The organism is Thermostichus sp. MS-CIW-34 (genome assembly GCF_054060435.1).
In genome coordinates, this window is sequence record NZ_JBSSDE010000010.1 from 15,361 (window position 1) to 39,982 (window position 24,622).

The 24,622-nt window shown below is 56.4% G+C and carries 22 protein-coding genes and 1 pseudogene; 14 read left to right on the top strand and 9 right to left on the bottom strand.

Annotated elements, in window-relative coordinates; all coding sequences use genetic code 11:
- The first annotated feature begins 243 nt into the window (after positions 1-243).
- Entirely contained in the window at positions 244-2,094 is a 1,851-nt protein-coding gene (locus ACVWYY_RS05075) for a M61 family metallopeptidase (RefSeq protein WP_457439783.1), read from the top strand.
- 71 nt (positions 2,095-2,165) lie between these two features.
- Positions 2,166-3,473, top strand: a complete 1,308-nt coding sequence (locus ACVWYY_RS05080) for a hypothetical protein (RefSeq protein WP_457403790.1) — start codon at positions 2,166-2,168, stop codon at positions 3,471-3,473.
- A gap of 30 nt (positions 3,474-3,503) precedes the next feature.
- Here the strand turns inward: ACVWYY_RS05080 and ACVWYY_RS05085 are convergent, their stop codons facing one another.
- Positions 3,504-4,391 carry a hypothetical protein gene (locus tag ACVWYY_RS05085; RefSeq protein WP_457439785.1) on the bottom strand — a complete coding sequence of 296 codons (888 nt, stop codon included), beginning with the start codon at positions 4,389-4,391 and terminating at the stop codon, positions 3,504-3,506.
- Positions 4,392-4,712: 321 nt separating this feature from the next.
- On the opposite strand from ACVWYY_RS05085, the gene psbV reads away from it, so the two are divergent.
- Positions 4,713-5,255, top strand: coding sequence for a photosystem II cytochrome c-550 (gene psbV / locus ACVWYY_RS05090; protein WP_011434097.1), 543 nt, complete (start codon positions 4,713-4,715; stop codon positions 5,253-5,255).
- A 26-nt stretch (positions 5,256-5,281) separates the two neighbouring features.
- Positions 5,282-5,785, top strand: coding sequence for a photosystem II cytochrome PsbV2 (gene psbV2 / locus ACVWYY_RS05095; RefSeq protein ID WP_457403787.1), 504 nt, complete (start codon positions 5,282-5,284; stop codon positions 5,783-5,785).
- Between the two features lie 449 nt (positions 5,786-6,234).
- Here psbV2 and ACVWYY_RS05100 read toward each other — a convergent pair whose 3' ends face one another.
- Both ACVWYY_RS05100 and hpf read right to left on the bottom strand, forming a co-directional pair.
- A complete protein-coding gene (locus tag ACVWYY_RS05100) occupies positions 6,235-6,975 on the bottom strand; it encodes an urease accessory protein UreF (protein ID WP_457403786.1) in 741 nt (246 codons plus the stop codon).
- A 12-nt stretch (positions 6,976-6,987) separates the two neighbouring features.
- The gene (gene hpf, locus ACVWYY_RS05105; RefSeq protein ID WP_011434101.1) at positions 6,988-7,560 is read right to left on the bottom strand and encodes a ribosome hibernation-promoting factor, HPF/YfiA family; all 573 of its coding nucleotides are present in this window, start codon (positions 7,558-7,560) and stop codon (positions 6,988-6,990) included.
- Between the two features lie 879 nt (positions 7,561-8,439).
- Here hpf and ACVWYY_RS05110 point away from each other — a divergent pair.
- The 4 genes from ACVWYY_RS05110 (at position 8,440) to ACVWYY_RS05125 (ending at position 11,587) form a co-directional block, all read left to right on the top strand.
- Positions 8,440-9,732 carry a methionine gamma-lyase family protein gene (locus ACVWYY_RS05110; RefSeq protein ID WP_414341573.1) on the top strand — a complete coding sequence of 431 codons (1,293 nt, stop codon included), beginning with the start codon at positions 8,440-8,442 and terminating at the stop codon, positions 9,730-9,732.
- 167 nt (positions 9,733-9,899) lie between these two features.
- A complete protein-coding gene (locus ACVWYY_RS05115) occupies positions 9,900-10,706 on the top strand; it encodes a PPC domain-containing protein (RefSeq protein ID WP_414329052.1) in 807 nt (268 codons plus the stop codon).
- Positions 10,707-11,035: 329 nt separating this feature from the next.
- A complete protein-coding gene (locus ACVWYY_RS05120; protein WP_238376795.1) occupies positions 11,036-11,242 on the top strand; it encodes a hypothetical protein in 207 nt (68 codons plus the stop codon).
- A gap of 27 nt (positions 11,243-11,269) precedes the next feature.
- Positions 11,270-11,587, top strand: coding sequence for a TMEM14 family protein (locus ACVWYY_RS05125; RefSeq protein WP_011434105.1), 318 nt, complete (start codon positions 11,270-11,272; stop codon positions 11,585-11,587).
- Here the strand turns inward: ACVWYY_RS05125 and hypA are convergent.
- From hypA to argJ, 3 genes and pseudogenes are all read right to left on the bottom strand, one after another.
- The gene (gene hypA, locus ACVWYY_RS05130; RefSeq protein ID WP_011434106.1) at positions 11,584-11,982 is read right to left on the bottom strand and encodes a hydrogenase maturation nickel metallochaperone HypA; all 399 of its coding nucleotides are present in this window, start codon (positions 11,980-11,982) and stop codon (positions 11,584-11,586) included. The two genes, ACVWYY_RS05125 and hypA, sit on opposite strands and share 4 nt — an antisense overlap.
- 3 nt (positions 11,983-11,985) lie before the next feature.
- A pseudogene (locus ACVWYY_RS05135) lies at positions 11,986-12,510 on the bottom strand (arginase family protein); the annotation flags it as partial.
- Positions 12,511-12,636: 126 nt separating this feature from the next.
- Positions 12,637-13,854 (bottom strand): bifunctional glutamate N-acetyltransferase/amino-acid acetyltransferase ArgJ, encoded by a 1,218-nt coding sequence (argJ, locus tag ACVWYY_RS05140; RefSeq protein WP_457403796.1) that lies wholly within the window; start codon positions 13,852-13,854, stop codon positions 12,637-12,639.
- A gap of 196 nt (positions 13,855-14,050) precedes the next feature.
- Here argJ and ACVWYY_RS05145 point away from each other — a divergent pair, with 196 nt between their 5' ends.
- Together ACVWYY_RS05145 and ACVWYY_RS05150 are read left to right on the top strand one after the other, a co-directional pair.
- Positions 14,051-14,872, top strand: a complete 822-nt coding sequence (locus ACVWYY_RS05145) for an ABC transporter ATP-binding protein (protein WP_414389998.1) — start codon at positions 14,051-14,053, stop codon at positions 14,870-14,872.
- Positions 14,873-15,138: 266 nt separating this feature from the next.
- A complete protein-coding gene (locus tag ACVWYY_RS05150; RefSeq protein ID WP_457403795.1) occupies positions 15,139-15,936 on the top strand; it encodes an ABC transporter permease in 798 nt (265 codons plus the stop codon).
- Positions 15,937-16,194: 258 nt separating this feature from the next.
- Here the strand turns inward: ACVWYY_RS05150 and ACVWYY_RS05155 are convergent, their stop codons facing one another.
- A complete protein-coding gene (locus tag ACVWYY_RS05155; RefSeq protein ID WP_457403785.1) occupies positions 16,195-17,208 on the bottom strand; it encodes a phosphate ABC transporter substrate-binding protein in 1,014 nt (337 codons plus the stop codon).
- Between the two features lie 103 nt (positions 17,209-17,311).
- Positions 17,312-19,372 (bottom strand): ribonuclease catalytic domain-containing protein, encoded by a 2,061-nt coding sequence (locus ACVWYY_RS05160; RefSeq protein WP_457403784.1) that lies wholly within the window; start codon positions 19,370-19,372, stop codon positions 17,312-17,314.
- 545 nt (positions 19,373-19,917) lie between these two features.
- Between ACVWYY_RS05160 and ACVWYY_RS05165 the strand changes: the two genes are divergently transcribed.
- On the top strand, positions 19,918-20,556 hold the full coding sequence (locus ACVWYY_RS05165; RefSeq protein ID WP_457403782.1) for a response regulator transcription factor: 639 nt from the start codon (positions 19,918-19,920) through the stop codon (positions 20,554-20,556).
- A 407-nt stretch (positions 20,557-20,963) separates the two neighbouring features.
- Here ACVWYY_RS05165 and ACVWYY_RS05170 read toward each other — a convergent pair whose 3' ends face one another.
- Complete coding sequence (locus ACVWYY_RS05170) at positions 20,964-21,845, bottom strand: LysR family transcriptional regulator (RefSeq protein ID WP_011434114.1); 882 nt, start codon at positions 21,843-21,845, stop codon at positions 20,964-20,966.
- Between the two features lie 174 nt (positions 21,846-22,019).
- On the opposite strand from ACVWYY_RS05170, the gene ACVWYY_RS05175 reads away from it, so the two are divergent.
- The 3 genes from ACVWYY_RS05175 to recO all read left to right on the top strand — a co-directional run bounded on the left by ACVWYY_RS05175 (position 22,020) and on the right by recO (position 24,239).
- On the top strand, positions 22,020-22,484 hold the full coding sequence (locus ACVWYY_RS05175) for a redox protein (RefSeq protein WP_414343843.1): 465 nt from the start codon (positions 22,020-22,022) through the stop codon (positions 22,482-22,484).
- 205 nt (positions 22,485-22,689) lie between these two features.
- Positions 22,690-23,385, top strand: coding sequence for a deoxyribose-phosphate aldolase (gene deoC / locus ACVWYY_RS05180; protein ID WP_414380898.1), 696 nt, complete (start codon positions 22,690-22,692; stop codon positions 23,383-23,385).
- Entirely contained in the window at positions 23,382-24,239 is an 858-nt protein-coding gene (gene recO, locus ACVWYY_RS05185) for a DNA repair protein RecO (protein ID WP_457439788.1), read from the top strand. The genes deoC and recO overlap by 4 nt, the downstream gene beginning before the upstream one ends.
- Positions 24,240-24,622: the final 383 nt, after the last annotated feature.

Here is a 24,622-nt window from a genome sequence, read left to right on the forward strand (position 1 = left end):
AGGCTAGGTTGCAACCCCTTGACTTCAGAATCGATGATGATACCAAGATTTACCCTAAAGTAGAAGGTTCTGCCCAGGCATCTTTGTAGCACGTGCTACATTTTTGAGTCTCGTTTTTGCCCCAGAAAGGGATCCCCAACCGAAAGCAGGGGTTAGGATAAGAGCCATTGTCGCTGGGGGTTGCGTCGGCCCTTGGCGGTAGAGAGTGGAGTGGGTTGGAACATTCTATCTATCTATCTATCTATGGGGATCCCAGAGGTTATCGTTGCTGCACCTTCTCAACTGAGCCGCCAGCATTTCACAGTGCGGATGCCGGATCCGGCCAATCACCTGCTGGAGGTGGAACTGCAGATCCAAGAGGTGGATCCAGAGGTGCCTTTGCGGCTGCGACTGCCGGTGTGGACGCCGGGATCCTACCTGGTGCGGGAATATGCCCGTCACGTGCAGGAGTTTCAGGCGGCAACTGAGCAAGGGATCCCTTTGGCCTGGCGGAAGGTGGACAAGAACACCTGGCAGATCGATCCGCCGGGCTGTTCTGCCGTGAAGGTGTGCTACCGGGTCTATGCCTATGAGCTGACGGTGCGCACAAACCATCTGGATTTGACCCACGCCTATTTCAACGGGGCAGCGCTGTTTCTCTACGTGCCCGGTCGCGAGCGGGAACCTTACACCTTGACGGTGATCCCCCCCAAGCCGGATTGGCACATCGCCACCAGTTTGCGGCCCTTGACCTCTCCTTCTGAGGATCCCACTTCCGGCCAGTCTTTTGTGGCGGAAGACTACGACGAGCTGGTGGATAGCCCGGTGGAGGTGGGCCTGCATCGGATGCAATCGTTTGAGGTGGAAGGGATCCCCCATTACTTTGTGGTTTGGGGGGCGGGCACTCTGGATGTGGAGCGGGCTGTCGCTGATGCTAAGGCGATTGTCAAAACCACAGCCGCGTTTTTCGGTGGGCTACCCTACGACCGCTACTGGTTCATTGTGCATTTGTCGCCGGGAGGATTTGGTGGCCTTGAGCACAAGTACAGCACCACCCTTCTTTACTCTGGGCTAGAGCTGCATCAGCCGGAGTCCTATCGGCGCTTTTTGTCTTTGCTGGCCCACGAGTTGTTTCATGCCTGGAATGTCAAGCGTCTGCGTCCGCTGGCATTGGAAAAGATCGACTACAACCAGGAAAATTATCTGGAATGTCTGTGGTTTTGTGAGGGGGCGACCAGCTATTACGAAAACGTCATCTTATTGAGGGCAGGGATCCTCAGTGCCGGCGATTTCTTGAAGATTCTTTCCGAACAGATTGGCCGCTTGCAGCGTACTCCGGGCCGGGCCGTGCAATCGCTGCGGGAGTCCAGCTTCGATACCTGGATCAAACTCTACCGCCCCCACGAAAACACCCTCAACAGCCAGGTTTCTTATTACTTAAAAGGGGCTTTGGTCTGTTGGCTGCTGGATCTGCACATCCGTCACCTTTCCGGCGGTCAGGGATCCCTGGATACGGCTTTGCAGGATCTGTGGCAGCGCTTTGGTCGGTCAGAGAAGGGCTACAGCGACCAAGACTTGCGGGAGGCGTTTGAGCGGGCAGCCGGTGCCGATCTTGGCCGGTTTTTCGCAGCCTATGTGGAAGGTACGGAAGAGCTAGACTACAACACTTACCTACACCCCTTTGGCCTCACCCTTAAAGCCCACTTCAGCCGCCCCAACCCCATCCCATACCTGGGCCTCAATTTCAACGGCGAGGGCAATCGCATCAGCGCAGTAGAGATGGGATCCCCGGCGCAAAAAGCGGGCATCTGGGCCGGCGATGAGCTGGTGGCCCTGGATGGGTTCAGGGTGAGCGCCGCCAACCTGACAGAACGCTTGACAGCCTATCAGCCCCACCAGATCATTTGTTTGAGCGTTTTTCAAGCCGATCAGTTGAAACATTTCTGGATCCCGTTGGATCCCCCTCGGCCCGATGTCTACACGTTGGAGGCCTTGCCTGAGCTCACTCCCGCCCAGAAAGCGCTCCAACAAAGCTGGTTGGGATCCCTTGTCGGCGCCCAGCTTCGGTCAGAGGCAGGTCCCCATCTGCTTGAAAATTCACCTATCTCCTCCTAGCATGTTGAGGCAAGCAGGTAATCCAGTTAACTGGAAAGAAAAGTAACAGCAGCAGAGGACAGGAGTATCTCATGGACTTAGTTTTGGTTTTATTGATTGGGGCAGCTGTTGGTTTCTCGGTAGGCATTTACGTTGCTCGCCAGTATGGGGCCAGTCCTAAACTGGAAATCTGGAAACGAGAGATTATCAGAGATATATCTTCGCAGCTAAGCCAACGCAGCCAAGAACTCAACAACCCGGACAAAGCACTCATCAAGTTGAGCGAAGGATTGGTAGACAAGATTTCTCAAAAGTTACAGGAAAAGTTACAGGCCGTCCAAGCTACCCTTGAAGAGTTTAAATTTCGCCTTGCTGACAGCCAGCAAAGCTTGCTACAGGACTGGGGCAGAGACTTTCTACAAGCTATATCTGTAAAGTTGGCCGAACATGGCCAGCAACTGAACAATCAGCTAGCCATTCTGGAAAATCTAGTGGAAGAGGCCAAAGATATTTATCGGCAACTACGGGTTACTATTCAAAGTTCTCATGGATCCGAGATATGCCCAACTGCAAATCAGGACTCCCAGAATGAGCAGGTTACTCAGGTCATTGGTAAAGCACCAGATCCTGAGACACCAGACGAAGTACTAAGAGACAAGGATGGGACAGCTACTGTTGATATATCAAAGATAGAGTCGTTCTTAAACTCAAAAAACATAAAGATAAAAAGCATAGCTGCGGAAGAAAAAGAGGAAAAGCTAGATCAAATAGCCGCCTTTATGGGCAGCCGATACTCTTTTATCAAGAGATTTTATGGAATGGTTAAATCAAACATGAAGAGCGGCAGTTCTTTCTCCCTAAACCTTAGAGACGAACCTCCACAAGTAGTCAGTTCAACTTGCCAAGTTGCTAAGGAGTTACACGACATCGCATTTTTGGAAGAGTACAGATACTCTAAGGCGCCCAGATGCCTTTTGGTAGCGAGACCCAGTAGGTCGCCTCAGGCGCTGAATTTTCTGGCAGGGAACTGGCTGGAAAGATATGTTAGGGGCACGCTGATCCGCCTTGTTGCGGCTCACACCAAAAAGATCAGTTTCTCTTACGTCGCGAATGCCCAAGTTACTTTATCGAATAGAGCCGATTTTGAGATGGATCTTTTCTTCCATATCAATGATAAATTCTACTGGGTGGAATCGAGGACAGGTGGGTACCAAGATAAAATACAAAAATACTCCAGAATCGCTGATGAACTCGGTCTTCAGGAAAGCCAAGCTTTCATAGTTTTAACTGATGTTAGTCAAGATACAAAAAGTAGTCTATCTTCCCTCTATCACCTGTCAGTGATTGGCGTCGATGAGGTTGAGTCTACCTTTGATGGGATCCTGAAAAGCCATCTCTGAAAGTCTGAAAAAGTCCCCAAGAGCATCGGCTCAGGCCACAATCTTGACGGCTTGCTCCATACACCACCAGGGATCCTCGGCAAAAGCCGGCATGGGAGTGCTGCCTGCCTTGCCCAGAACGGCCAGCCTTACCTCTCGATCTAGACGGGATCCGGCCCCGTAGGGATCCTCGGAGGGGGGCTCCAGCCGTTGCCCCAGGGGAGGCATCACCATAATGCCTGGCTGCATGCTGGTGCCGCTGACCCAGATTTTGAAGCGATCCACCGCTACGTCTGTTCCTTCTGGCAGCTGCATCTGCAGCAGGTAGCGGGGGCCAGAGCCAATCAGCAGGCTCTCGTTGGGGCGTAAACGGGCAGGCAGATCTGGTTGATAGGGGTAAACCAAATCCACGCTGTACCGCCGCTCGTCAAAGACGGTGACATAAACATGCACTGGAGTGGGGGCTCTGTTTCTCAAGGCAATGGCCAGGTTGCGGCCTGCTTGGATTTGCACTTTCCCTTGGGGATCCCGCGGCAGGGGGCTCACTTCGGCAGGGGCAGAGCTGCTGGCCGGGGTTTCCAGTTGGAGAAATTCCACTTCCAAGATGCTGCTCAGCGCATCGCTGGCAGGTTGCAGGTTCAAAAGATTACCAAAAGCAGCCACGTGCTCCAACAGCCGCACCAGCTTGCGAGGCAGGGCCAGTAGCTTCTTCACCGGGATCCGGAAGGCCGCCAGAGCCACCTCTTCCCCCCGCCGGTAAAAGTGATAAGTGGCATCGGGCAACAGCTCTACCCGCAAGTCCGCTGCTTCCGGGTCTGTGTAGGTCAGAAGCGGTGAGGCCGGCAAGGCCGCCAGCAAATCGGCAACGGGCATTTGCACTTGACTGGGATCCGCACAGGTGAAAGCCACCCGCAACGGCTGGAATCGGATAGAGGACATGGGGAAAACCTGGAACGGAGTCTGCCGTATTCTCCTGCTCTGAGGTTGCCAGGCAAGCAAGCCAAGCTCTATATTACCTGCTCATTACCTGCTCAGTTCTCTCGACTGGGCTGTGGCCAAGTCAGCTCTCGGCCAACAGACTCCCAACAGGCCATAGCTCCGTAATCAAACTTAACACCAAAGGCAAATGGAACCATTGGGAAACTATCCCGGATCCCATCTGCAAATGATCTCTTAATGGTCTATTCTTGATCCTGTTGTCGGGTTTGTGGCTGGAGTGGAGCCCACCTCTCCTCTTTCTAGGCTGATCTACGGAGAACCATGTTTAGCAAAGCTTTTTCTTTTCAGAAGGTGTTTGCGCCAGCGCGTCGTCGGTTGCTTGTCCTGCTGTTGGCTGCGTTGATGGCTGGGTTTGGCTGGGGTCTGGCTCCAGTGTTTGCAGCTAGGGATATTCCTGCAGTGGCTCTGTCGCCAACTGAGTCTATTACCTTTACCGAAGCCCAGTTGGCCAAAGGGAAGAAGCTATTCAACACCGCATGCGCCCAGTGCCATGTGGGCGGCCAGACCTATCCCAACCCGGATGTGAGCTTGAAGCTTTCGGATCTGGAGGGGGCAACTCCCCCACGGGATAATGTGCTGGCGATTGTGGATTACATCAAGAATCCAGTCACCTATGACGGGGTGGAGTCTCTGTTGGAGTATCACCCCAACACCCAGCTCACCAGTGAGTATCCACGTCTGCGCAACCTCACCGACGAGGATCTGAAGCTGATTGCGGGCTACATTCTGGTGCAGGCCAAGACCGTTCCCGGCTGGGGTGGTACCAAGAACGAAAGCCACAGCGACCTATCAGCCTATCTCTAATGCCGCATCTGGATCAGAAGTTGCCTATGAGATGGCGGACCCCGTCTCGCCTCTGGGCCTGGGTCGGGATCCTGGCTTTGTTGTGGCTGGGGCTGGCCAGTCCGGTGGCTGCCCGCATTGATCCTTACGTGAACCAGTATTTGCGGGTGAGTGGCCCTGTGGAATTGCCTCTAGATGCCGCAGGGCATACCCTCACCTTTACCCCAGAGCAGCTCACGGACGGCAAAAATCGTTTTCAGTCCGCCTGTTTGAATTGTCATGTGGGCGGTGCCACTTTGCCGGCTCCCAACATTTCCCTCTCTTTGAAGGACTTGCGCGGTGCCACTCCACCCCGAGATACCCTTCAAGCCTTGATGGAGTACCAGCGGGATCCCCGCAGCTACGATGGCTCGGATTCCAGCTATGGATGCCGACCTGTACCCCCTTCCTGGATGGACGACGAAGCCCTGAGAAATCTGGCTGCCTTTATTCTCAGAGCGGCTCAGGTTGCCCCTGGCTGGGGATCCAACGATTTGATCGATGCCGGTTAGGGTGTAGCACAAAAGCCACCGTGCTAGGCCCGCCAAGGCGAGCTGCATAGCGGTACGGCAGGGCTTTAGACCCAATTCTTTGGTAAGGGCACCTTCTTTTCGCTTTTCAATGCGCTTCTGGCCGCGCGAACCCATCTTTGCCCAAGAGAAGCAGAGGAGAACTGAGCAGATCAGGGGTGAGCGAATAGCCAACCAATCCTCAAAAAGGAAGGCAATTGTATACTCGTTTCAGCTTGGGGTGAGATGCCTGGGCTACTGAGAAAAACCTTTTGGATCCCTTGCATTATTGCTCCGCAACGCTATTGCTCCGCAACGCTGACGCGAAGACGCGACCAAGGTTTTAGGTGTGGGTGCAGTGTCCTGGTTTGAATCAAGATGACCCTAAAAACTCTTCCCTGAACTCCCCTCTCCCTCTGGGAGAAGGGTTTAGGGGTGAGGGTTGACGGCTTTCAAGATTGAAAAAGGCGGGAATAGAGCTGTTGGTGGACTTGACAATCGCGTTCTTGTAGGAGGGTGAAGCTGCCCAAAGCCGGCCAGCTGGGGGAGAGGTTTGGCCTTTCGGCCCGCTTCACAACCGGCAGGATCTCTTGGTGTACCACTGCCTCGATGGGCTCGTACAACTGAGCCAATAGGCTTTGCCCCTCGGTATGCCCCAAAGGTACCAGACGCACCGCTGCCGAGACCAGCCCAGTGAGGGAGGAGAACAAGAAGGCACGCAGGGTATCTTCCAACCCAATGCCCGCCTGAGCGCAGATCCAGCCAAACACCACGGAATGATGCAGTGGATTCCCCTCTGCTTTGGGGACGGAGATTCCCCAGGTGCGTTCTGCCAGTTGAGCTAGGCGTTTGCCCAAATCCAAGCTGGCTTGGCGCGGCTCTGCCGCCCAACGGGTTGCTTGCAGCTGTTGCTGCAGCTTCTCCACTCCCGACTCGGATCCCAATCGGGATAGACGATGGGCCAAGGCACAGGCTCTGCCCTCGGTGGGGGCTAAGCCCATGTGCAAAACCCCCAACAGGTACTGCTGCACCCCAGCCCGATCGCGAAGTTGACCCGCTTGAACGGCAGCTTCCAAGCCCCAGGAGTGGGAATAAGCCCCAATCGGCAGGGCAGAATCGGTGAGCTGTAGCAACAGATAGAAAGTGCCGCTGGATCCTGGAGAAGTAAGTTGGGAGGAGAGCTCACCACGCATCTTCACCAAGCCTTAGCGGGGGCGGATCAGGCCATAGCCGCCATGGTTGCGGACGTAGATAACGTTGATCTCGCCATTTTCGATATTGCGGAAAACGTAGAAGTCGTGATCCACCAGCTCCAACTGGTGCAACGCTTCCTGAACCGTCATGGGTGGCATGGCGAAGTATTTGGTGCGCACCACCTCTGCGGGTAACTCCGCTTGCCGTTCCGTATTTAGCGGATCGGTGACGGGCTGCTGGGCCACTGCCACGGAGGTTTTGGGGGTGTGGCGGACGCGGTGAATGCCGTTCCGTTCTTTGTATTTGCGCAACTTGCGGGCCAGCTTGTCGGCCACACGGTCGATGCTGGCATAGAGGTTTTCGCTGCTTTCTTCCGCCCGGATCACGGTGCCATTGGCGTAGACGGTCACTTCGGCAGATTGGCTGGCACTGATACGGGGGTTGCGGGCTACCGATAGATTGACATCAACCTCACTGGTGATCTGGGCAAAATGACTGACAGCACGCTCAATTTTTTCTTGAACGTAGCTGCGGATGGCGTCGGTAATCTCGACGTTTTTCCCTTGGATCACAAGCTTAGTCATGAGGACTCTCCCAGTCATGTCGGTTTATACCTGAGATAGCGCCTCATCCCCACCCGGGATCCCTCTAACTCTGGAAAGCGATCCCAGCTCACAGGCGACGTCAGCCCTTTAATTGGCAAAAATGGAGCCCTGTCATCAAGGGTGAGCAGATCGGCTTTGGGAGTGGCACTAACCTCTTGGGTTAAGTCTAGGTTAACATCTCGCTCAAGGATCTCTGCCAGAGGTTAAGAATAAATTTAGGCTCTCTTAATGTTTCAGAGATGTTGAATTCCAGATTTTCCCGAATCGCAGGAGCTCTGTAGAGAAGCGGGATCCCCGCCCTGCAAGACATGCACTTCTATTGGCTGTGTTGAGTGTCTTTGGGAAAGGTTTTTTAGAGTTTAAGTTGCAAGTTCCTCAGTCAAAAGCCAAATCTATCATCAAACCCATAGACAGATCTAGCCTGCTAAAAATCTTCCTGAGCTGGATTTTGAGTTGGTTAAACAATGTCTCTAACTCTGACCTGTTTTTGAGAGACTAAACGTGGGCCGTATTGCCCATAAGCTCGGCAATCCAGATGCTTCAGCTTTCCTCCAGGGTATGTTGGTATTATCCTACAGCCTAGCAGCATCTTGATTGGATAGCCATTGACAGCAAAAATGAAGGGATATTGATATAAATTAAGCTTTTTATCGATTTTTTATCAATATGAGGCTTTCGACTTGAGAGATGGTGTTGTTGTCGGTATTAGCTTTGACAAGCCTGTTGTTCACTGTTCCATGCTGTAAGGTTTCTATCGGAGAGCTACATAAGTACATAAGAACTTGGAACTCGGTTCTGCCGCTGCAGTCACCTTGAGGAGCGGTGGGGAGAAGGCCAACTCTTTCCGGGGTGGCTGAAATGCTACCCTCGAAACCAGCTTGGTGTGCAAAAGGTGGGGCAGACTGGGTGGGCGGAGGGATCCCGTTGAAGGCGGCAGAGCTTTTAGACAGAGCAGAAGAGGCTCTACAGGAGCAGTTTCAGGCGGTGGAGAAGACCCTCAGAGAGAACCTGGCGCGGGTGCTGCGGGCCTTTCGCGACCAGCGGGTGGGATCCCATCACTTTGCCGGGGTGTCGGGGTATGGCCACGACGACCAGGGGCGGCAGGTTTTGGATCGGGTGTTTGCCCAGATTATGGGCTGTGAGGCAGCAGTGGTGCGGCTGCAGATGGTGTCTGGTACCCATGCCATTGCCTGTGCTTTGTTTGGGGTGCTGCGTCCGGGGGATGAGCTGCTGGCGATTACCGGCCCCCCTTACGACACCCTTGAAGAGGTCATCGGTCTGCGGGGTTCCGGGCGGGGATCCCTACGGGAGTTTGGCATCGGTTACCGCCAGTTGGATTTGCGGGAGGGAACTGTCGATTGGCAGGCCCTGAAAACCGCCCTCAGACCGCAAACCCGCTTGGTTCACATTCAGCGGTCCTGTGGCTACGATTGGCGGCCCAGCTTTTCCATTGCCCAGATTGCCGAGATGATCCAAATGGTCAAAGCACAAAACCCCGAAGTTGTGGTTTTTGTGGACAATTGCTACGGCGAATTTGTGGAAACCCAGGAGCCAACCCATGTGGGCGCAGATCTGATTGCCGGATCCCTGATCAAAAATCCGGGGGGCACCCTCGTTCCCGCAGGGGGCTATGTGGCCGGGCGGGCAGAGCTGGTGGAGCAAGCCGCTTGTCGGTTAACGGCTCCGGGCATTGGTTCGGAGGGGGGGGCAACTCTAGATCTCAACCGCCTTCTGTTTCAAGGCTTGTTCTTGGCCCCGCAGATGGTGGCCGAAGCGGTGAAGATCGCCCATCTGGCGGCGCAGGTGTTTTCTGATTTGGGCTACCCGGTCTCGCCTCTGCCTCAAACTCCCCGCACCGATATCATCCAGGCCATTCAATTGGGATCCCCGCAAAAGCTGCAGGCTTTCTGCCAAGCGATTCAAAACAGTTCTCCTGTGGATTCCTACCTCACCCCAGTTCCGGAGGTGATGCCCGGTTATGCAGACCCGGTGGTGATGGCAGCAGGCACCTTTATTGCCGGGAGCAGCGCCGAGCTGTCTGCCGATGGGCCGATGCGGGATCCCTACACCGTCTACTTGCAGGGGGGAACCCATCTCTACCATGGGCGGCTGGCCCTAGAAGCCGTCTTGCAAGCTTGGGAAACCCTGTAGGCCAACAGTTTGCTCTCGGCTGAAACAGCAAGGAAGGGGCAAGCCAACAACCTCAAAACTCAGCACGAAGTTGGCAGAAGTTGTCGTCTCTGACCAACTTTTCGCTCAATCAATCAGGGGGTAGGATCAGTCTACAGTTGCCATTCTTTAGAAAGGGATCCCTTCCGATGTTGAGCTGGTATCGTTCTTGCGCATCTCCTCGCCGTTGGGGATCCCGTTTGACTCTGGCTCTGGTGGCATTGGGGTTGGCCGGCGGCTGTCGGCTGCTGGATCGGGTGGGAGAGAGAGGCTTGCCGGTGGGATCTGCGCTGACCCGTTCTGCTCTGTGGAGAGGCAGCCAAACCGTGACGGGAGCGCTGGAGGTGGGAGATCAAGTCAGCCGCCAGTACGGCAGCTTTTGGGATGGGATCCCCGTCACCGCTGAGCCGGGACAGATTTTGATTGCGGCCCTAGAGAGCGAAGATTTTGATGCTTATCTGGAGCTGGTGGACGGTCAAGGGCGGGTGATCGGCTTTGACGATGACTCTGGCCTGGATGTGAATGCCCTGTTGGCAGTGCGTCTGCCGGAGGGAGGCACCTATACCCTGCGGGCCACCAGCTTTGAGCCGGAATCCACCGGCAACTACCGGCTCACCTATATCCTCACCCAGGTAGATTGGCAGGAAAGCCTATCGGGCCGTCTGCAGGAGGGATCCCTTCAGCATCCCGAGGATGGCAGTTGGATGGACGAATATCCCATTGCCGCCCGCGCCGGCCAGATCCTGATCGCTTCCATGACCAGCTCCGATTTCGATGCCTTTTTGCAGCTGCTGGATCCCAGTGGAGAAGTCAGGGCTTGGGATGATGACCAAGGGGGTGGAACCGATGCTCTGATGATTGCCTTTCTGCCCCGCACCGGCACTTATACCCTGCGGGCCAACACCCATAAGCCACGAGAAGAAGGAGCCTATAGGTTACAGTACGCCTTGCGCTAGCCCCTGCTCGCCCAGATTCCCTGTCTTACAGCTTGGATAAGGGGGCTTGTGAACCTTCTGGTGCTGATGTCGAGATTTTGACAGGAATCATCGTTTTTTAACGCCTAATGTTGATATATGTCAGGAGTTGCCAGTTTACCTTCCTAAGATTCTCACAAAGCCAGAAGGGGCACTGCTTGCTGAGCTTTGTGGGAAAGCATAACATCTTATCCTAAGTTGTGACGGAGCTGAAATATTGTCCTCGGGGATGAGGTCTTTTTTCTAGAATCGAATCGATGGCCTAGACCATTCTTTTGCAGTTCAGCCCCTATCTCCACAAAATGGATGCCATGACTCCTGAAATGGTACGCCAGTTTTGGTCTTTGGTCAGCGAGATTGGCAGGCCAGATTGGCTCACAAAGCGTGACGATGACTTGGTGAACCTGCTTCTGAGCGCCTGTCAGAAAAAACACGCCCTCAGCAGTGTCGATGCCTCAATTCTCAATCGCTACATCAGCATTCGCTTGCCCTTGATTCGCGATATCCTCGTGGATTAAACCTAGAGAGGACAAGGTTTTCCCATCATGCTGGCCGCACAAATCACCTTGCTGGTCTACGGGGCACTGCTTTTGGTGGGCGGAGCAATCGGCTATAGCAAAGGCAAAAGCTCCAAGTCTCTCATCGGGGGGCTGGTTGGGGCCGCCCTCAGCGGAGTCAGCTATGGGCTGCTGGGGGTGGATCCCCGCTGGGGGCTGGGCTTGGGCCTGGGGACGACAGTGCTGGGATCTATCGTATTCGCCCTGCGCTACCGCAAAACCCGAACGTTAATGCCTGCCGGCTTGATGTTCATCCTCAGCTTGGGAGCAGCTGTCCTTCTGGGACTTAGCTTTGGAGCGGCCTAGGCGACTTCTGGTTGCGCCGGTGGGGTGAAGTTTGTTGAACATTCGATGTAGTCAATTTCGATGTAGTCAATTTTCAGCTCTCGGCCCGAGCGAATCTCTTCCATCGGGGATCCACAGTTGGGGCAAGCATAGCGCCGGCCTATCTCTGGCTTGTACTCTTGGCCGCAGGGATGGCAATAGGCAATGAGCGGCGTTTCCCGGATGACCAACTGGGATCCCTGTAGGAAAGTACCCTGGGTTTGTGCGGCATAGGCAAAGGTTAGGCTGGCCGGCTCTACACAGGTGAACTGTCCTACCACCAGGTGCACCCGAGCGATCTGAGGCTGTCCCGGCTGACTTTGCCACCAGTCGCGTAGTGTTTGGATCAAGGCGCGGGTCATGTCGGTCTCGTGCATCTCTCACCTCCAGTCGCCGACCATTTCTGGCGTCGCCTCCGGGTGGATGTAGGCGGGCTTTTCTCGGCGCGGCAGTTGCCCAGATACCACCAAATGGGCCAGCGTATCGCAAATAACTCGGGTGGCCATTAGAGCTGTGATATCGCTAATGTCGTAGGGGGGAGAGACTTCCACCACCTCCAGGCCACAGATCGGTGCTTCCCGCACAATGCGCTTGAGCAAGTAGAGCGCTTCCCGCGGCAGCAGCCCACCCGGCTCTGGCCAGCCTGTACCGGGTACAAAGCCGGCATCGATGCAGTCGATATCGAAGCTGATGTACACACAATCGGTGCCGTCTAGGGCTTTTTCGAGGGCGAAATCGGCGGCTGCATCCAAGCCCATTTCGGTGATGTCGGTAACGGTGAGGATGTGGGTGGCCCGCTCCCGGCACACCTTCACCCCTTGCCGTGGCACTTGCCAGCCACCAATGCCCAGTTGCACCAGGTTGTGGGCCGGTGCGTTGCGGATGTTGGTGGCATGAAACCAAGGCTAAGCCTCGACTCATTGTTGCCAGCCGGATAGGGAAAGCCTCGCTTCTTTGGCCAAAGCCGCTTGGGCTTCGGTGGAAAAGCCGTTATTTGCGTTCGATTCGGTGGTCATGGCTGGGATCCCCCATTAGGTGGTGTATTCGGCGTTGATGCGCACGTAATCGTAGCTGAGATCGCAGCCCCAGGCCACGCCCTGGCCGGATCCCTGATGGAGATCCACGGTAAAGGTCACCGGATCCCCTTTCAAGTACTCAGAGGCTGCCTTGCGATCGAAAGCCAGGGGCATTCCCGCCTGCATGAGCAGAAAATCCCCCAGACGGATATCCAACCGGCGGCTGTCAAAAGGGATCCCGGCCCGTCCAGCGGCGGCTGCCACCCGTCCCCAGTTGGGATCGTTGCCAAAAGCTGCCGCCTTCACCAAGGGAGAGCTGGCGATCACACGGGCCATATGCCGGGCTGCCCCATCATCCACAGCCCCACACACCCGAATTTCCAGCAGCTTGGTAGCTCCTTCCCCATCGCGGGCAATGGCCTTAGCCAGATGAATGCAAACTTGGTTGACCATCTCCGCCAAAGTCTGGGCAGCTTCTGTGCCGGCTTGCAGGGGTGGGATCCCACTTTGGCCGTTGGCCAGGGCCAAGAGCATGTCGTTGGTGCTGGTATCCCCATCCACCGTGATTTGGTTAAAGCTGAGGTCGGCAGCTTGCTTGAGGATCTGCTGCCACAGGCGGGGATCCACAGCCGCGTCACAGGTTAAAAAAGCCAGCATCGTGGCCAAGTTGGGGTGGATCATGCCGGATCCCTTGGCAATGCCCCCGACCCTGACGGTGTACCCGTCGATCTCAGCTTGCAGGGCAACGCTTTTGGTCACCAAGTCGGTGGTGATGATGGCGCGGGCGGCGCTCTCCCCCCCCTCTGGAGAGAGGCTGTCGATAAGGCCAGGCAGGGCTGCTTGGATTTTCGGCATTTCCAGTTGTCGCCCGATGACCCCTGTGGAGGCCGTGAGCACCTGATGGGCCGGGATCCCCAACCGTTCTCCCACCCAGAGGGCCAGTTGGGCGTTGTTGCGCTCCCCTTCTTCGCCGGTACAGGCGTTGGCTTGCCCAGCATTGCAGAGGATGGCCCGCACCGGCTGCTGTTGGGCGAGGATCCCTTGGTTGTAGGTAACACAGGCTGCTTTGACCTGATTGGTGGTAAAAACGCCTGCCCCAACCGCATCGCACTCGGAAACGATCAAAGCCAGATCCGCAGCTCCTGAGGGCTTGAGGCCAGCGGCCACTCCAGCAGCTCGAAACCCTTGCGGGGCTGTAACAGCACCTGCAACCGGTTTAAATGGGGATCCCATGTGTTCCTTGGCCAGAGGGTGGTCGGCAACATCATACCGACTTGCTGCTCCGATTTGGGTCATCGCAAGCTTTCCGTGAGAAACTCTCTGGAAACCGGTTCTGAGGGAAAGAGTTGTAGTTACGCCTACCAAGCAGAGGCGGCAGAGAGGGTTATTTTGAAAGTGTGTGCTTCCTCCGCTCCGGGAATTGCCAGCCATGCCCACCCCTGTCATTACCCTCAACCATGTCAGCAAGGTCTATTCCAATGGCACGGTGGCTTTGCAGGACATGAATATGACCATCCAAGAAGGGCAGTTCGTTAGCTTGGTGGGGCCATCCGGCTGTGGGAAAAGCACAGTGCTACGGTTGGTGGCAGGTCTGGGGCATCTGACCACAGGCTCTATCGAATGGGGGCAAAATCTTGAGAAGGATGCTCCCCAAGGGGAACCCAAGTTGGCCTTTGTGTTTCAGGAACCGGCCCTTATGCCTTGGGCGACGGTGATGGACAATGTGGGGCTACCCTTAAAGTTGGCAGGTGAGCCCAAGCCAAAAGCCAATCGAGATGTCTTGGAAGCTCTGCAACTGGTGGGCCTGCGGGGGTTTGAGCGCAGTTTTCCCCGCGAGCTATCGGGCGGCATGCGCATGCGGGTTTCCATTGCTCGCGCCCTGGTAACCAAGCCGCAGGTGTTGCTGATGGATGAACCCTTCGGAGCTCTGGATGAAATCACCCGCAGCAAGTTGAACAGCGACCTGTTGGAGCTGTGGCAAGAAAAGCGCTGGACGGTGATCTTTGTTACCCACAACATTTACGAGGCCGTCTACCTGTCCAACCGCGTGGTGGTGATGGCGGCTCGCCCAGGGCGGGTGATAGCCGATATTCCCATCGATGCGCCCTATCCCCGCTCGGAAGACTTTCGCACCTCTTCCCTTTACAACAACTACTGCCGTGAAGTGTCGGCCCGTCTGCACGAGGCCATGCACGGCTCAGCTCAGGATCCCCCCTATTTGCGCCCCCTCTCTGCTGGACGTTTGCGCTGATGGGATCCCTGGCTTAGCGGTGTTCTCTCTGTTGCGTAAGTCCCTTGATGCCCCAACCTCACGATATGTTCGACCTGTTTGTCCAGCTTCTCGAGCCATGGCGCCGTTGGCTGGGATCCCTTGTTGGCTTGGGGGAGGGCTGGCCTCTGCATTGGCCGGATTGGACTCTGCCCAGGCTGACCGGCGCAGTTGGAGAAAAACTCGGATCCCAACCCACGGATGAGGCAGACATACCGAGTGCCGGCTCAGGGGTGCCCGCGAAGGGGTTGAATCTGAGCCGCTGGCTCAATCTGGAAGTGATTGCCCCCGTCCTCGTCGGGATCCTCTTCTTGGTGGGCTGGGAAGTGGCGGTGCGGGTAACAGGAGTGCCCCACTACCTCTTGCCGGGGCCGATTTTGGTGGTGCAAACCCTCATCCGCGACTGGGGAACGCTTTTTCCTTCCCTGTTGATCACTGTGCAAATTACGGTGGTGGCCTTTTTGGCTGCCACAGTGTCGGGGCTTTTGGTCGCGATTGTGTTCACCCAGAGCAAGTGGATTGAGCGCAGCTTTTTCCCCTATGCGGTGATTTTACAGACGATGCCCATTGTCTCCATCGCCCCGCTGATCATCATTTGGCTGCGCAACAACACCTTTGCCGCGATGGTGGTGTGCGCCTGGATTGTGGCTTTTTTCCCGATTCTTTCCAACACCACTCTGGGGCTGAACAGCGTCGATCACAACCTGCTCAACCTGTTCCAACTGTACAAGGCCAACCGCTGGCAAACGTTGATCTACTTGCGGCTACCCAGTGCCATGCCCTATTTCATGGGGGGCCTGCGCATCAGCGGTGGCCTCTCTTTGATTGGGGCGGTGGTGGCGGAGTTTGTCGCTGGTACTGGCGGGCAGCGGGCCGGGATCGCCTACCAGATCTTGATCTCCAGCTTCAACCTGCAGGTGCCCCGCATGTTTGCGGCCTTGATTTTGGTCACCGGCTTGGGGATCCTGATCTTCATTTCCTTGAGTGCTCTATCCGACCGGGTGTTGGGCAAGTGGCATGAGAGTGCTGTGCGCCGAGAGAACTGAAAAATTGAACTTTGGTGAAAATTAGGGCCCCCTCTCTAACATCTAGGGTCATTTGGATTCAAACTAGGACGCTGCACCCACCCCTAAAACGTTGAACGCACGCGGCCAAAGGCTTTTCTCAATAGCTCAGGCGCCTCACTCTAACCTGAAACGACTAAGTGCCTTGAATAGGAGCAGGTGGAAGGCGTCTTCTGGAAAAGCCCAGAGATATCGCTGCGCTTGCTGTCGGCGGCTATCTCAGATGCTATTTTTGGGTTGCTATCGGAGGGGGATGAACTCAGTGCGGCCAATGATTTGCTGGCCTTGATCCGAGAGCGCGTAGTTGATGAAATCGGCCACCACAGGGCTAGTCCTCTGAGGTGCCACCAAAAACACATTCCGCGCCAAGGGGTAGCTGCCCCTCTGGATGGCCTCACGGGTGGGCATCTGGCCGTCGATGGGCACAATCCGCACCGTTTGCTGGTTTTGCACCTGATCGACAGTGCTGTAGGTGATGCCATCTTCTCCCAAAGCCCGCAGCAGCGGGGTGGTGACATCTTCTGTGGCGGTGGTGAAGTAGGGAGGGTTATCGGGAGCGAAGGGCAGCCCCAACAACACGAGTTCTTGGAAAACGCTGTAGGTGCCGCTCTGGGGGGCGCGATTGAGGACCCGAATCCGCCGATCCGGGCCGCCCACCTGGCTCCAATTGGTGATCCGACCCTGGAAGATATCGGCCAATTGCTGCAGCGTCAGTCCTCCTTTGTAGGGGTTGTTCACCCCCACCGCCACCGCCAGGGCATCTTTGGCCACCGGGATCGCCTGTAGACCCGCCTGCACTTCGCTGGCATTGAGGGGGCGGGAGCTAGCGGCCATCTGGATGCGACCTTCCATCAGGGCCTTCAGGCCGGCATTGGATCCATTGGGCTTGCCATCCGGGATCCCATAGGCGAGGGGAATGCCGGGGTTGCGCTGGGTGTAGCCTCCCTTCAGGGCCAAGACGATCCGGATCATCGTGACGCTGCCATCCATCTGGAGCACTGCTGGGTTGGGCAGAGAAGTATCCAGATTAACGGCGTTGGCAGGCGGGTTGGGTACCTGGGCCTGAGGGGGGTTGGGCGCTGTTGGGGCTTGGGGCCGGGCAGCTGGAATCTGGCTGGGGATAGGAGGCGTGTTCCCTCTATTCAGGAATGAGTCCAACAGGCCGGAACGATAGGCATACCAGCCGCCGCCTCCCAGTATCGCGAACAAAAGAATGTAAACGATTGGAGGTGGGCCGGAAGGTCGTGCAGTCATGGGATCCCCCCTAAAGAAAATTCACGATCCAGACTTTTGAGACTTCCCCCTCTGTTGTATCAGCTATCCGCGCAGATTGGGTGAGCAGCAGGTTAAGGTGCATCTATCCGCACATGGCCGCCTCTCGTCCCACCTCGCGCAGCTCGATCACATCCGCACGGGGATCCGCCTGCACAACTTCCAACTCGATCCAAGCCCCCAGAGGAATCTGGCGTTCTAGGCGCACCGGCACCCGAAAGGCAATCTCATCCAGCATGGCCAACACCAAGTTTTCCTGCTCGCGCAGGTAGCCCAAGACCAGAGCCCGCCAAATTTGCCCCGGTCGCAGGCGCAGGTATTCGATGCTCCAATAGCGCTTGGATTTCCGCTCCACCTGGTTGGCCTCAGCGGTGCCCGGCTCAATCCCCAGCAGCAGCTGCTGCACATCCGCCTCCGTCAACGGCAAGGGATCCCCGCGCAAAAAGGCCTTGATCTGGTAGTGGGCCACCAAGTCCAGGTAGCGCCGAATCGGGGAGGTAACCTGACAGTAGGCCTCAAGCCCCAGCCCCGTATGTCGCCCCGGCTGGGTGGCTACTTCCGCCCGCGATAGACAGCGCATGATGGCAAAAGACCGAACTGGCCCCTGGGGATACCTATCCAGCACTTCGGGAGGAGGTAAGTCGGGAGCCGGCTGCAGACGATAGGGCACCGGGATCCCATTTTGGCTGGCGAAGCGAGCCGCCACCTCGCCGGTGAGCACCATCATTTCCGCCACCATCTGCCGCGCAGGAGTATCCTCGATTACCCGGAGGTGGGGGATCTCGTCGATGACCTTGATATCTTGCTCGGGCAAGCCAATTTGGATTGCCCCTTGAGCCATCCGCCAGGCATAACGCCACTGGGCTGCCCGGGCAATGGCTGTCAGTTGAGCCTCTGCCCCCAACTCCAACATTTCATCGGCATCTTCGTAGGTGAGGCGGTAGGTCACTTTGATCTGGCTGAGGCAAATTTCGGAATCCCGGATCTGGCCGTCGGATCCCAGTAGAATGCCAAAGCTAAGGGCAGGCCGCACCTCTCCCTGCACCAAGCTCATCGGGCCAGTGGACAACTCCGGCGGGAACATCGGGATCACCCGCTCCGGCAAATAGACACTGGTGCCACGCTTGCGGGCTTCTAAATCAAGGGGATCCCCCCACTGCACCCAACAACTGGGATCGGCAATGTGGATCCAGAGCTTCACCGCGTCATCCGACCAGAACTCGACGCTGAGGGCATCGTCAATGTCGCGGGTGCTGGCATCATCGATGGTGTAGGTGTGGAGGTGAGTGAGATCCTGCCGCAGGTGGGGATCCCAGAAAGAGGGAGGCTGGCTGAGCAGGGCTTGGGTGTATCGCTCCACCGCCTTCGGGAACTGGGTTGGGATCCCGGTGAGGCGCAGGGCCAGGTTCTCGTGGCGGCTCCACAGCCCCAGAGCCACCAAAGCTTCAAAAGCCCCCTGCGGAGTGTCAGGAAACCCCATCAGCTCCAGCAGTTGCGAGGCCCGTTCCCGATCCGACGGGTTGAGATTGGAAGAGAGATCCTCGTGGCTGCGAATGGCTGCTGCTGCTCCCTGCAGGGCCAGGCGTTCCAGCACCTCCAGGCGGGCCCGCTCGGCAGGAGTCCAGGGATACCCTTGGCCGGGATGAGCCAGAGCCTCCCGCAGGTGGGCCTCAAACTCTGCTTGTTCCTGCTGCCGTTGTTGGGCGACGGCCATTTGATGGAGGATCTCCTTCACCTGAGCCGGAGTGCGGGGTTCGTAGCTCTCCCCCTTTTGCTTGAAGTAGGTGCGATCCTCGCTCAAGAGGCGGTAGGCGGCATAGGTAGAGACCGGAGAATCATCAGAAAACAACAGCCGAGCCATCTCCGCCAAGCTCAGGGGCTGACGCTCCTCCTGCACCAGTTCCCAGGCCAACGCCAAACTTTCGGGATCCAACTTTGCCTGCACCGCCTGCCAAAAGCCGGGAATGTCGGAAGCCGTGAAGCTGGATCCCCCGTTCAAAGCAAAGGTAATCTGGCGAGGGTGAACACTATGAACCTGCCCGGAAGGCACCCCCAGCAGTAGGTTCTTCTTACCCTCAGTGCCCTGAACCACTGCCAACACACGGTCGTTATTGTAACGAAACTCCACCAGTGTGCCCTTTTCCACCCGTTCTCCCCATGTCGGCTGTCGTTAAAGCGCAGGCTTTCTTCCATTCTCCATCAGCTCTGCCCGCCTGCCTACGTGGAAACCCCGGCCAGAAGACATACGGACACTATGAACAGGTAGCAGATGTTAGATATATCGGTACTTAAGCATATAGGTATGTGATATATAGACACACGAGATACAAATTTTTGGGTAGATTGCGGTTATGTGTTGGGCACTGCGATTTCAGAGCAGAGGCCAGCTCTGCCAGGTTTGTGGGATAAGGTTACCAACTAGGGCTCCTAAATTCCGTAGAGATACTGTTGCCAGCCAGGGCTCCTAAATTCCGTAGAGATACTGTTGCCAGCATTTCGCAAGTGGATACTTCCACTTCTTCCATGTGTGATATCCTAGGGGTAGGGCACAGTTACCATAGGCTGCTCCCCAATTGAGCAAGCAAAAGGGTGGTACTCAAGAGTCGTTTCCCTACAGTGAAAGTCACGGAAACAGGAGATTCCGTATTTCTTCACCTAAAACTTTTTAGCTTAGCGCTCAAAAGGTAAACCGTGGACAACCCAAAGCGACTGTTGCTCATCGATGACGATCCGAACTTAATCCTGCTGGCCAAGGACTACCTAGAGTTTCGCGGCTACGAAGTGGTGGCGGCGAGCAACGGTCTGGAGGGGTTGGAAGCGATGCGCCATTTCACTCCAGACCTGATCATCTGCGATGTGATGATGCCGGAGATGGATGGCTATACCTTTGTGGAAACCATTCGCTCCAACAGTGCTACGGACTGGATACCTGTGATTTTTCTGTCGGCGCGTGGGCAGACGGCGGATCGGGTGCGCGGCCTGACCACAGGGGCAGATGTTTACATGGTCAAGCCCTTTGAGCCGGAAGAATTGGTGGCGCAGGTGGAGTCTTCTCTCAAACATACCGAGCGCCTGTTACAAGTGCAGAATGTGGGCATTCAGCCGGTCATAAAACTGGATCGGGAAATTGAGCTGACGCCAACAGAAACTAAGGTGATCCAGTACGTGGCCAGGGGCCTGTCCAACCGCGAGATTGCCGAAACTCTTGGGGTGAGCCAGCGCACCGTTGAAAGCCACGTCAGCAACATGCTGGGCAAAACCGGCCTGCACAACCGCACAGAACTGGCCCGCTGGGCAATAGAAAGTGGTTTGGGCAAAAAACCGTTGTAATTCCCGCCACCCCTTTCAACGGCTGGAGAACTCTATCTCCTCGGCGCGATTGGAGATAGGGTAGTGATCGCACTTGAAGGGCAAGGTAACTGGGGTGGGCAAGTCTTTTCAATGGCGGGGGAGGATCTGCTGGCCTTGCCCCAACGTACATTGGCCGCCGATTTTCACTGCGTTACCCAAAAACTGGGTCTAAAGCCCCGTCCTTCCAGGACAGTTTTTGCCCTAATGATATAGACCTGCAATGAAATAAACCCATGCTGGTCAGGGAAGCCAAACTCCTCAACGCCGCTCCAGCGCCATACCAAGCCTTGGATGAGGCCCTGCCCAGTTTGTCCGCAACCAATGCTTGCGTCACTGGATGGATGAGCGTGGTGTCAACAAAGCTGCCTTGTACTCCCGATGCAATGTTAACTTGGCAACTGGGATGGGTTTCCCCGCAAGGCTTCCAGGAAGGCAAATACTGCAGGCGGATGCAGCGCAGAGGCCAGAACGGCAGCCCCGATCACCCGCTCCAGTGGGATCGGCAGCCGGCGGATCTGGATCCCTTCGGGAATGGGAATGGCGGCCAAGCGGGGCAAGATGGCAGCCCCCAGACCCTGTGCCACCATGTTCACAATGGTGGAGTCTTCCTTCACCAAGTAGGCCACCTTGAGGGTTTGGTGAGCAGCTTCCCAGTGGTTCCGCACCGCGGTGGTGCATTCGGCGTAGTTGTAGAGAATGTAGGAAAAACGGGAAAGATCCTCCCAGGTCAGGGTTTCCGGCAGGGGCCCAAAACTCAGCGGAACCAACACAATGAACTCATCGCGGGCAATCTCCCACGTCTGTAGATCCTCACCAGCCCGCGGCAGGGGCAACAGGCCAATATCCACCTGGCCCGATCGCAACAGATGTTCGACAGTGGCCGGATCTTCTTCTGTGAGGGTGAGGGTAATCTGGGGAAATTGTTGGCGGAAGCGGGCGATCACCGGCGGCAGCAAATGGGTTGCAGCACTGCGAAAAGCGGCAACTCGCACATTTCCCCCCCGCAACCCTTTTTCCAGGTTGGCCTCATAATCCATTTGTTCCCGCAGTTGCAGCATTTTGCGAACATGGCGCAGCAGTCGCTCCCCCACCGGCGTCAGGCGTGCCCCAAAGCGACCACGCACCAACAGGGTCACCCCCAATTCTTCCTCTAGGCTGGCAATGGCCCGGCTCACCGCCGACTGGGAAATGTGCAATTGCAGAGCGGCATCGCTGAAATTCCCCCGCTCCACCACAGCCACCAGGGTTTGCAGTTGTGAGATGTTCATGGATCCCATCTATTCGATCTGCGCATAGATGTGATGCTATCTCAGGTTTGAACCCTCCGCCGCACCTGACTAAACTACGACATAGCTTCCCCTTCACACTGCGAAATAACGCGAAACAGTGTGAAATCATCTTTATCTTCCTGTCGTTGGTCAAGTGTCCCTATGTCGAGATCCATGTTTGCCCTGCTGCCATTCCATCAATTTCGAGATACTCCCGGCGTGCGCTTTTTCGACATCACGGTTGCGCGATCCAACGCCCGCGATTTGGTTTACCACGATGGGCCGGCCATCAGTCCCCCCAATAATCCTCAGGGCTATTGGCAGTTTTATATGCATCCACACCAAGAGGACAACCTACTGGCTCTATGGGGCGGACGGACGTTTTACCTGGTGAATTTTAGCTGGAGGGATCCCTTCCATATTGTGCGCCTGGAAGCGAACCGAGGCATTTTGCGCATTCCTCCCGGCACTTTTCACCGTTCCGTCTCCGATCCAGAGGGATCCATTGTGTTGAACCAGGCGGTGCGCGACGAAAAAGCCATCTTGGAAAAGGAATTTCGCATCTACGACAGCAGCCGTATTCCCCGATTGCTGCAGGTGACCTCGGCGCCCGCCCCTTTGCCCCGCATTTGTGCCTGAGTACAGTTAACCCATGCCCCCCCGCGAGTCAATCAGGGCTCGCAATCGGGCAGCAGCCTGTGTGAGCTGTGCCGAGGGAATGGACACTGTGGGGTCGAAGGGATGCCCTGGTGGGTTGGCTGTGGCCAGAGGCTCAGCCCTCTTTGGGGATCCCTGCAGGTGAAAACTGAAGCTAGAGTAAAGATGGGTGCTGGGGGATCGACCAATGCTCTCTCTGGAGCGCAAGGGCATAGCGGATAGCTCGCTCAATTTGGCGGAGTACATCGACCATACTCTGCTGTTGCCGATGGTTACTCCAGAACAGATTGACCAGGGGTGTGAGATTGCCTTGCGCTATGGCTTCCCCACTTTTTGTGTTCCTCCTTGCTACGTGCCGCGGGTGGTGGAGCGGCTGCATGGATCCCCGGTCAAGGTGAGCACGGTGGTGGGGTTTCCCCTGGGCACAACCACTGCAGAGGCCAAGCTTTACGAGGCCCAACTGGCGGTGGAGCAGGGGTGCCGGGAGCTGGATGTCCGCATCAACTTGGCTTGGCTCAAGGCGGGAGAGCTGGATCGCCTCCATGCCGAGATTGCCCAACTGGTGGAAGAAACGGGGGTTTGCGTCAAGGCCATTTTGGAAACGGCTCTGCTGACCGAGGAGGAGAAAAAGCTGGCCGGGGAGATTTGTATCGATGCGGGGGCGGCTTTTCTGATGACTTCCACTGGCTGGATGGGGGGGGCGACGCTGGCAGATGTGCAACTGTTGTGGCAACTCAGCCGCGGTAAAGTGGGGGTGAAAGCGTCGGGCGGCATTCGCACAGTGGCTCAAGCAGAGGCCATGATCCAGGCGGGGGCCAGCCGTATCGGCACCTCTTGGGGGCTGGAGCTGATGCAAGAGCTGAAAGCCAGAGGAACCCCATGAGTGGCCGCACTTACCGGGTTACGGGCATCAACCTGAAAGGGATCCCCCTGGGAGAGTCGGATCGGATTGTAACCATCTTGACTCGCGAGCAAGGGTTGATCCGGGCGGTGGCCAAGGGATCCCGTAAGCAGCCTTCCAAGCTGGGCGGGCGGATGGAGCCTTTTGTCATCAACGACTTGCTGATTGTGCGGGGGCGTTGGTCTGCCCAAACAGAGACTTCCCAGCGTCTACAGCGCATCGTCCAAGCGGAAACCCTGCAGACTTTTCCCCGCCTCAGCCTCAGCTTAGCCCATCTCACGGCAGCGCAGTATTTGGCGGAGGTGGCTCTGCAGTTGGCCTTGCCCGATCAAGCTCAGGAAGAGCTGTTTGTGGTGTTGGTCGAACACTTGGAACGCATCGAGCGGGCTGCTTCGGAACAGGCCGTTCTGCCCTTGCTCACCCATGGGTTGTATCACCTCCTGGCGTTGGCAGGGTTTGCCCCTCAGGTGCAGGCTTGTTACTTCTGTCAAGGGGAGTTGGTCGACGGCGTTTTTTTCAGCCCCCAATGGGGTGGCTTGATCTGTGATCCCTGCCGGGTGGCCCAGCGGCCCAGCCCGATTGCCTGGGTCTCAGCCTCTGCCTTGCGTGCCTTGGGATCCCTGCCCAACTCGACACTGCCTCTGCCGGAGGATTCCCTGCCTTTGGCTGCTTGGCTGGAAGCAGAACGTCTGTTACGGCGCGTTTTGGAGCATCATACGGATCGAGAGATCCGTTCCGCCGAGCTATTGGCCAGTTGCTATGCTGTTTCCACTGCAAACGGTCAAGGATCCCCGGCTTTTCCTGAGGGACATCCCAAAACATGGGCATCGGCCTGAAAAAGTTGTGAAGGTATGTATCAAGTCCGGCCCAATAGCCGCAAAATAGAGCATCGAGGCGGGTTGGCAGCCGATTTTGGATGATAAATTAGGTTATGGAAAGTAACTTCTTACGAAGGCCTCTCAGGTTTGAGCAATGGTTTGGGGGGAGGAGTGCCTTGCACCAGGTACTGGACAGCATCATCAGGTGGGATTGAAGTTGGAGCTTTTAACAAGATTGAATCGACTGCTGAGAGGGCCTTCTGCTTGGTGCTTGTTTCCCGGAGCTGCATCCCTGGGGTGCGGCTTTGGTTAATTGCAGATGATTGCTTGTGAGTGTTCAATTTCACTCGGTGAGTCTGCCCAACTGTGGAGCAGCCCCTGAGGTTCCTGTATCCGCCCAA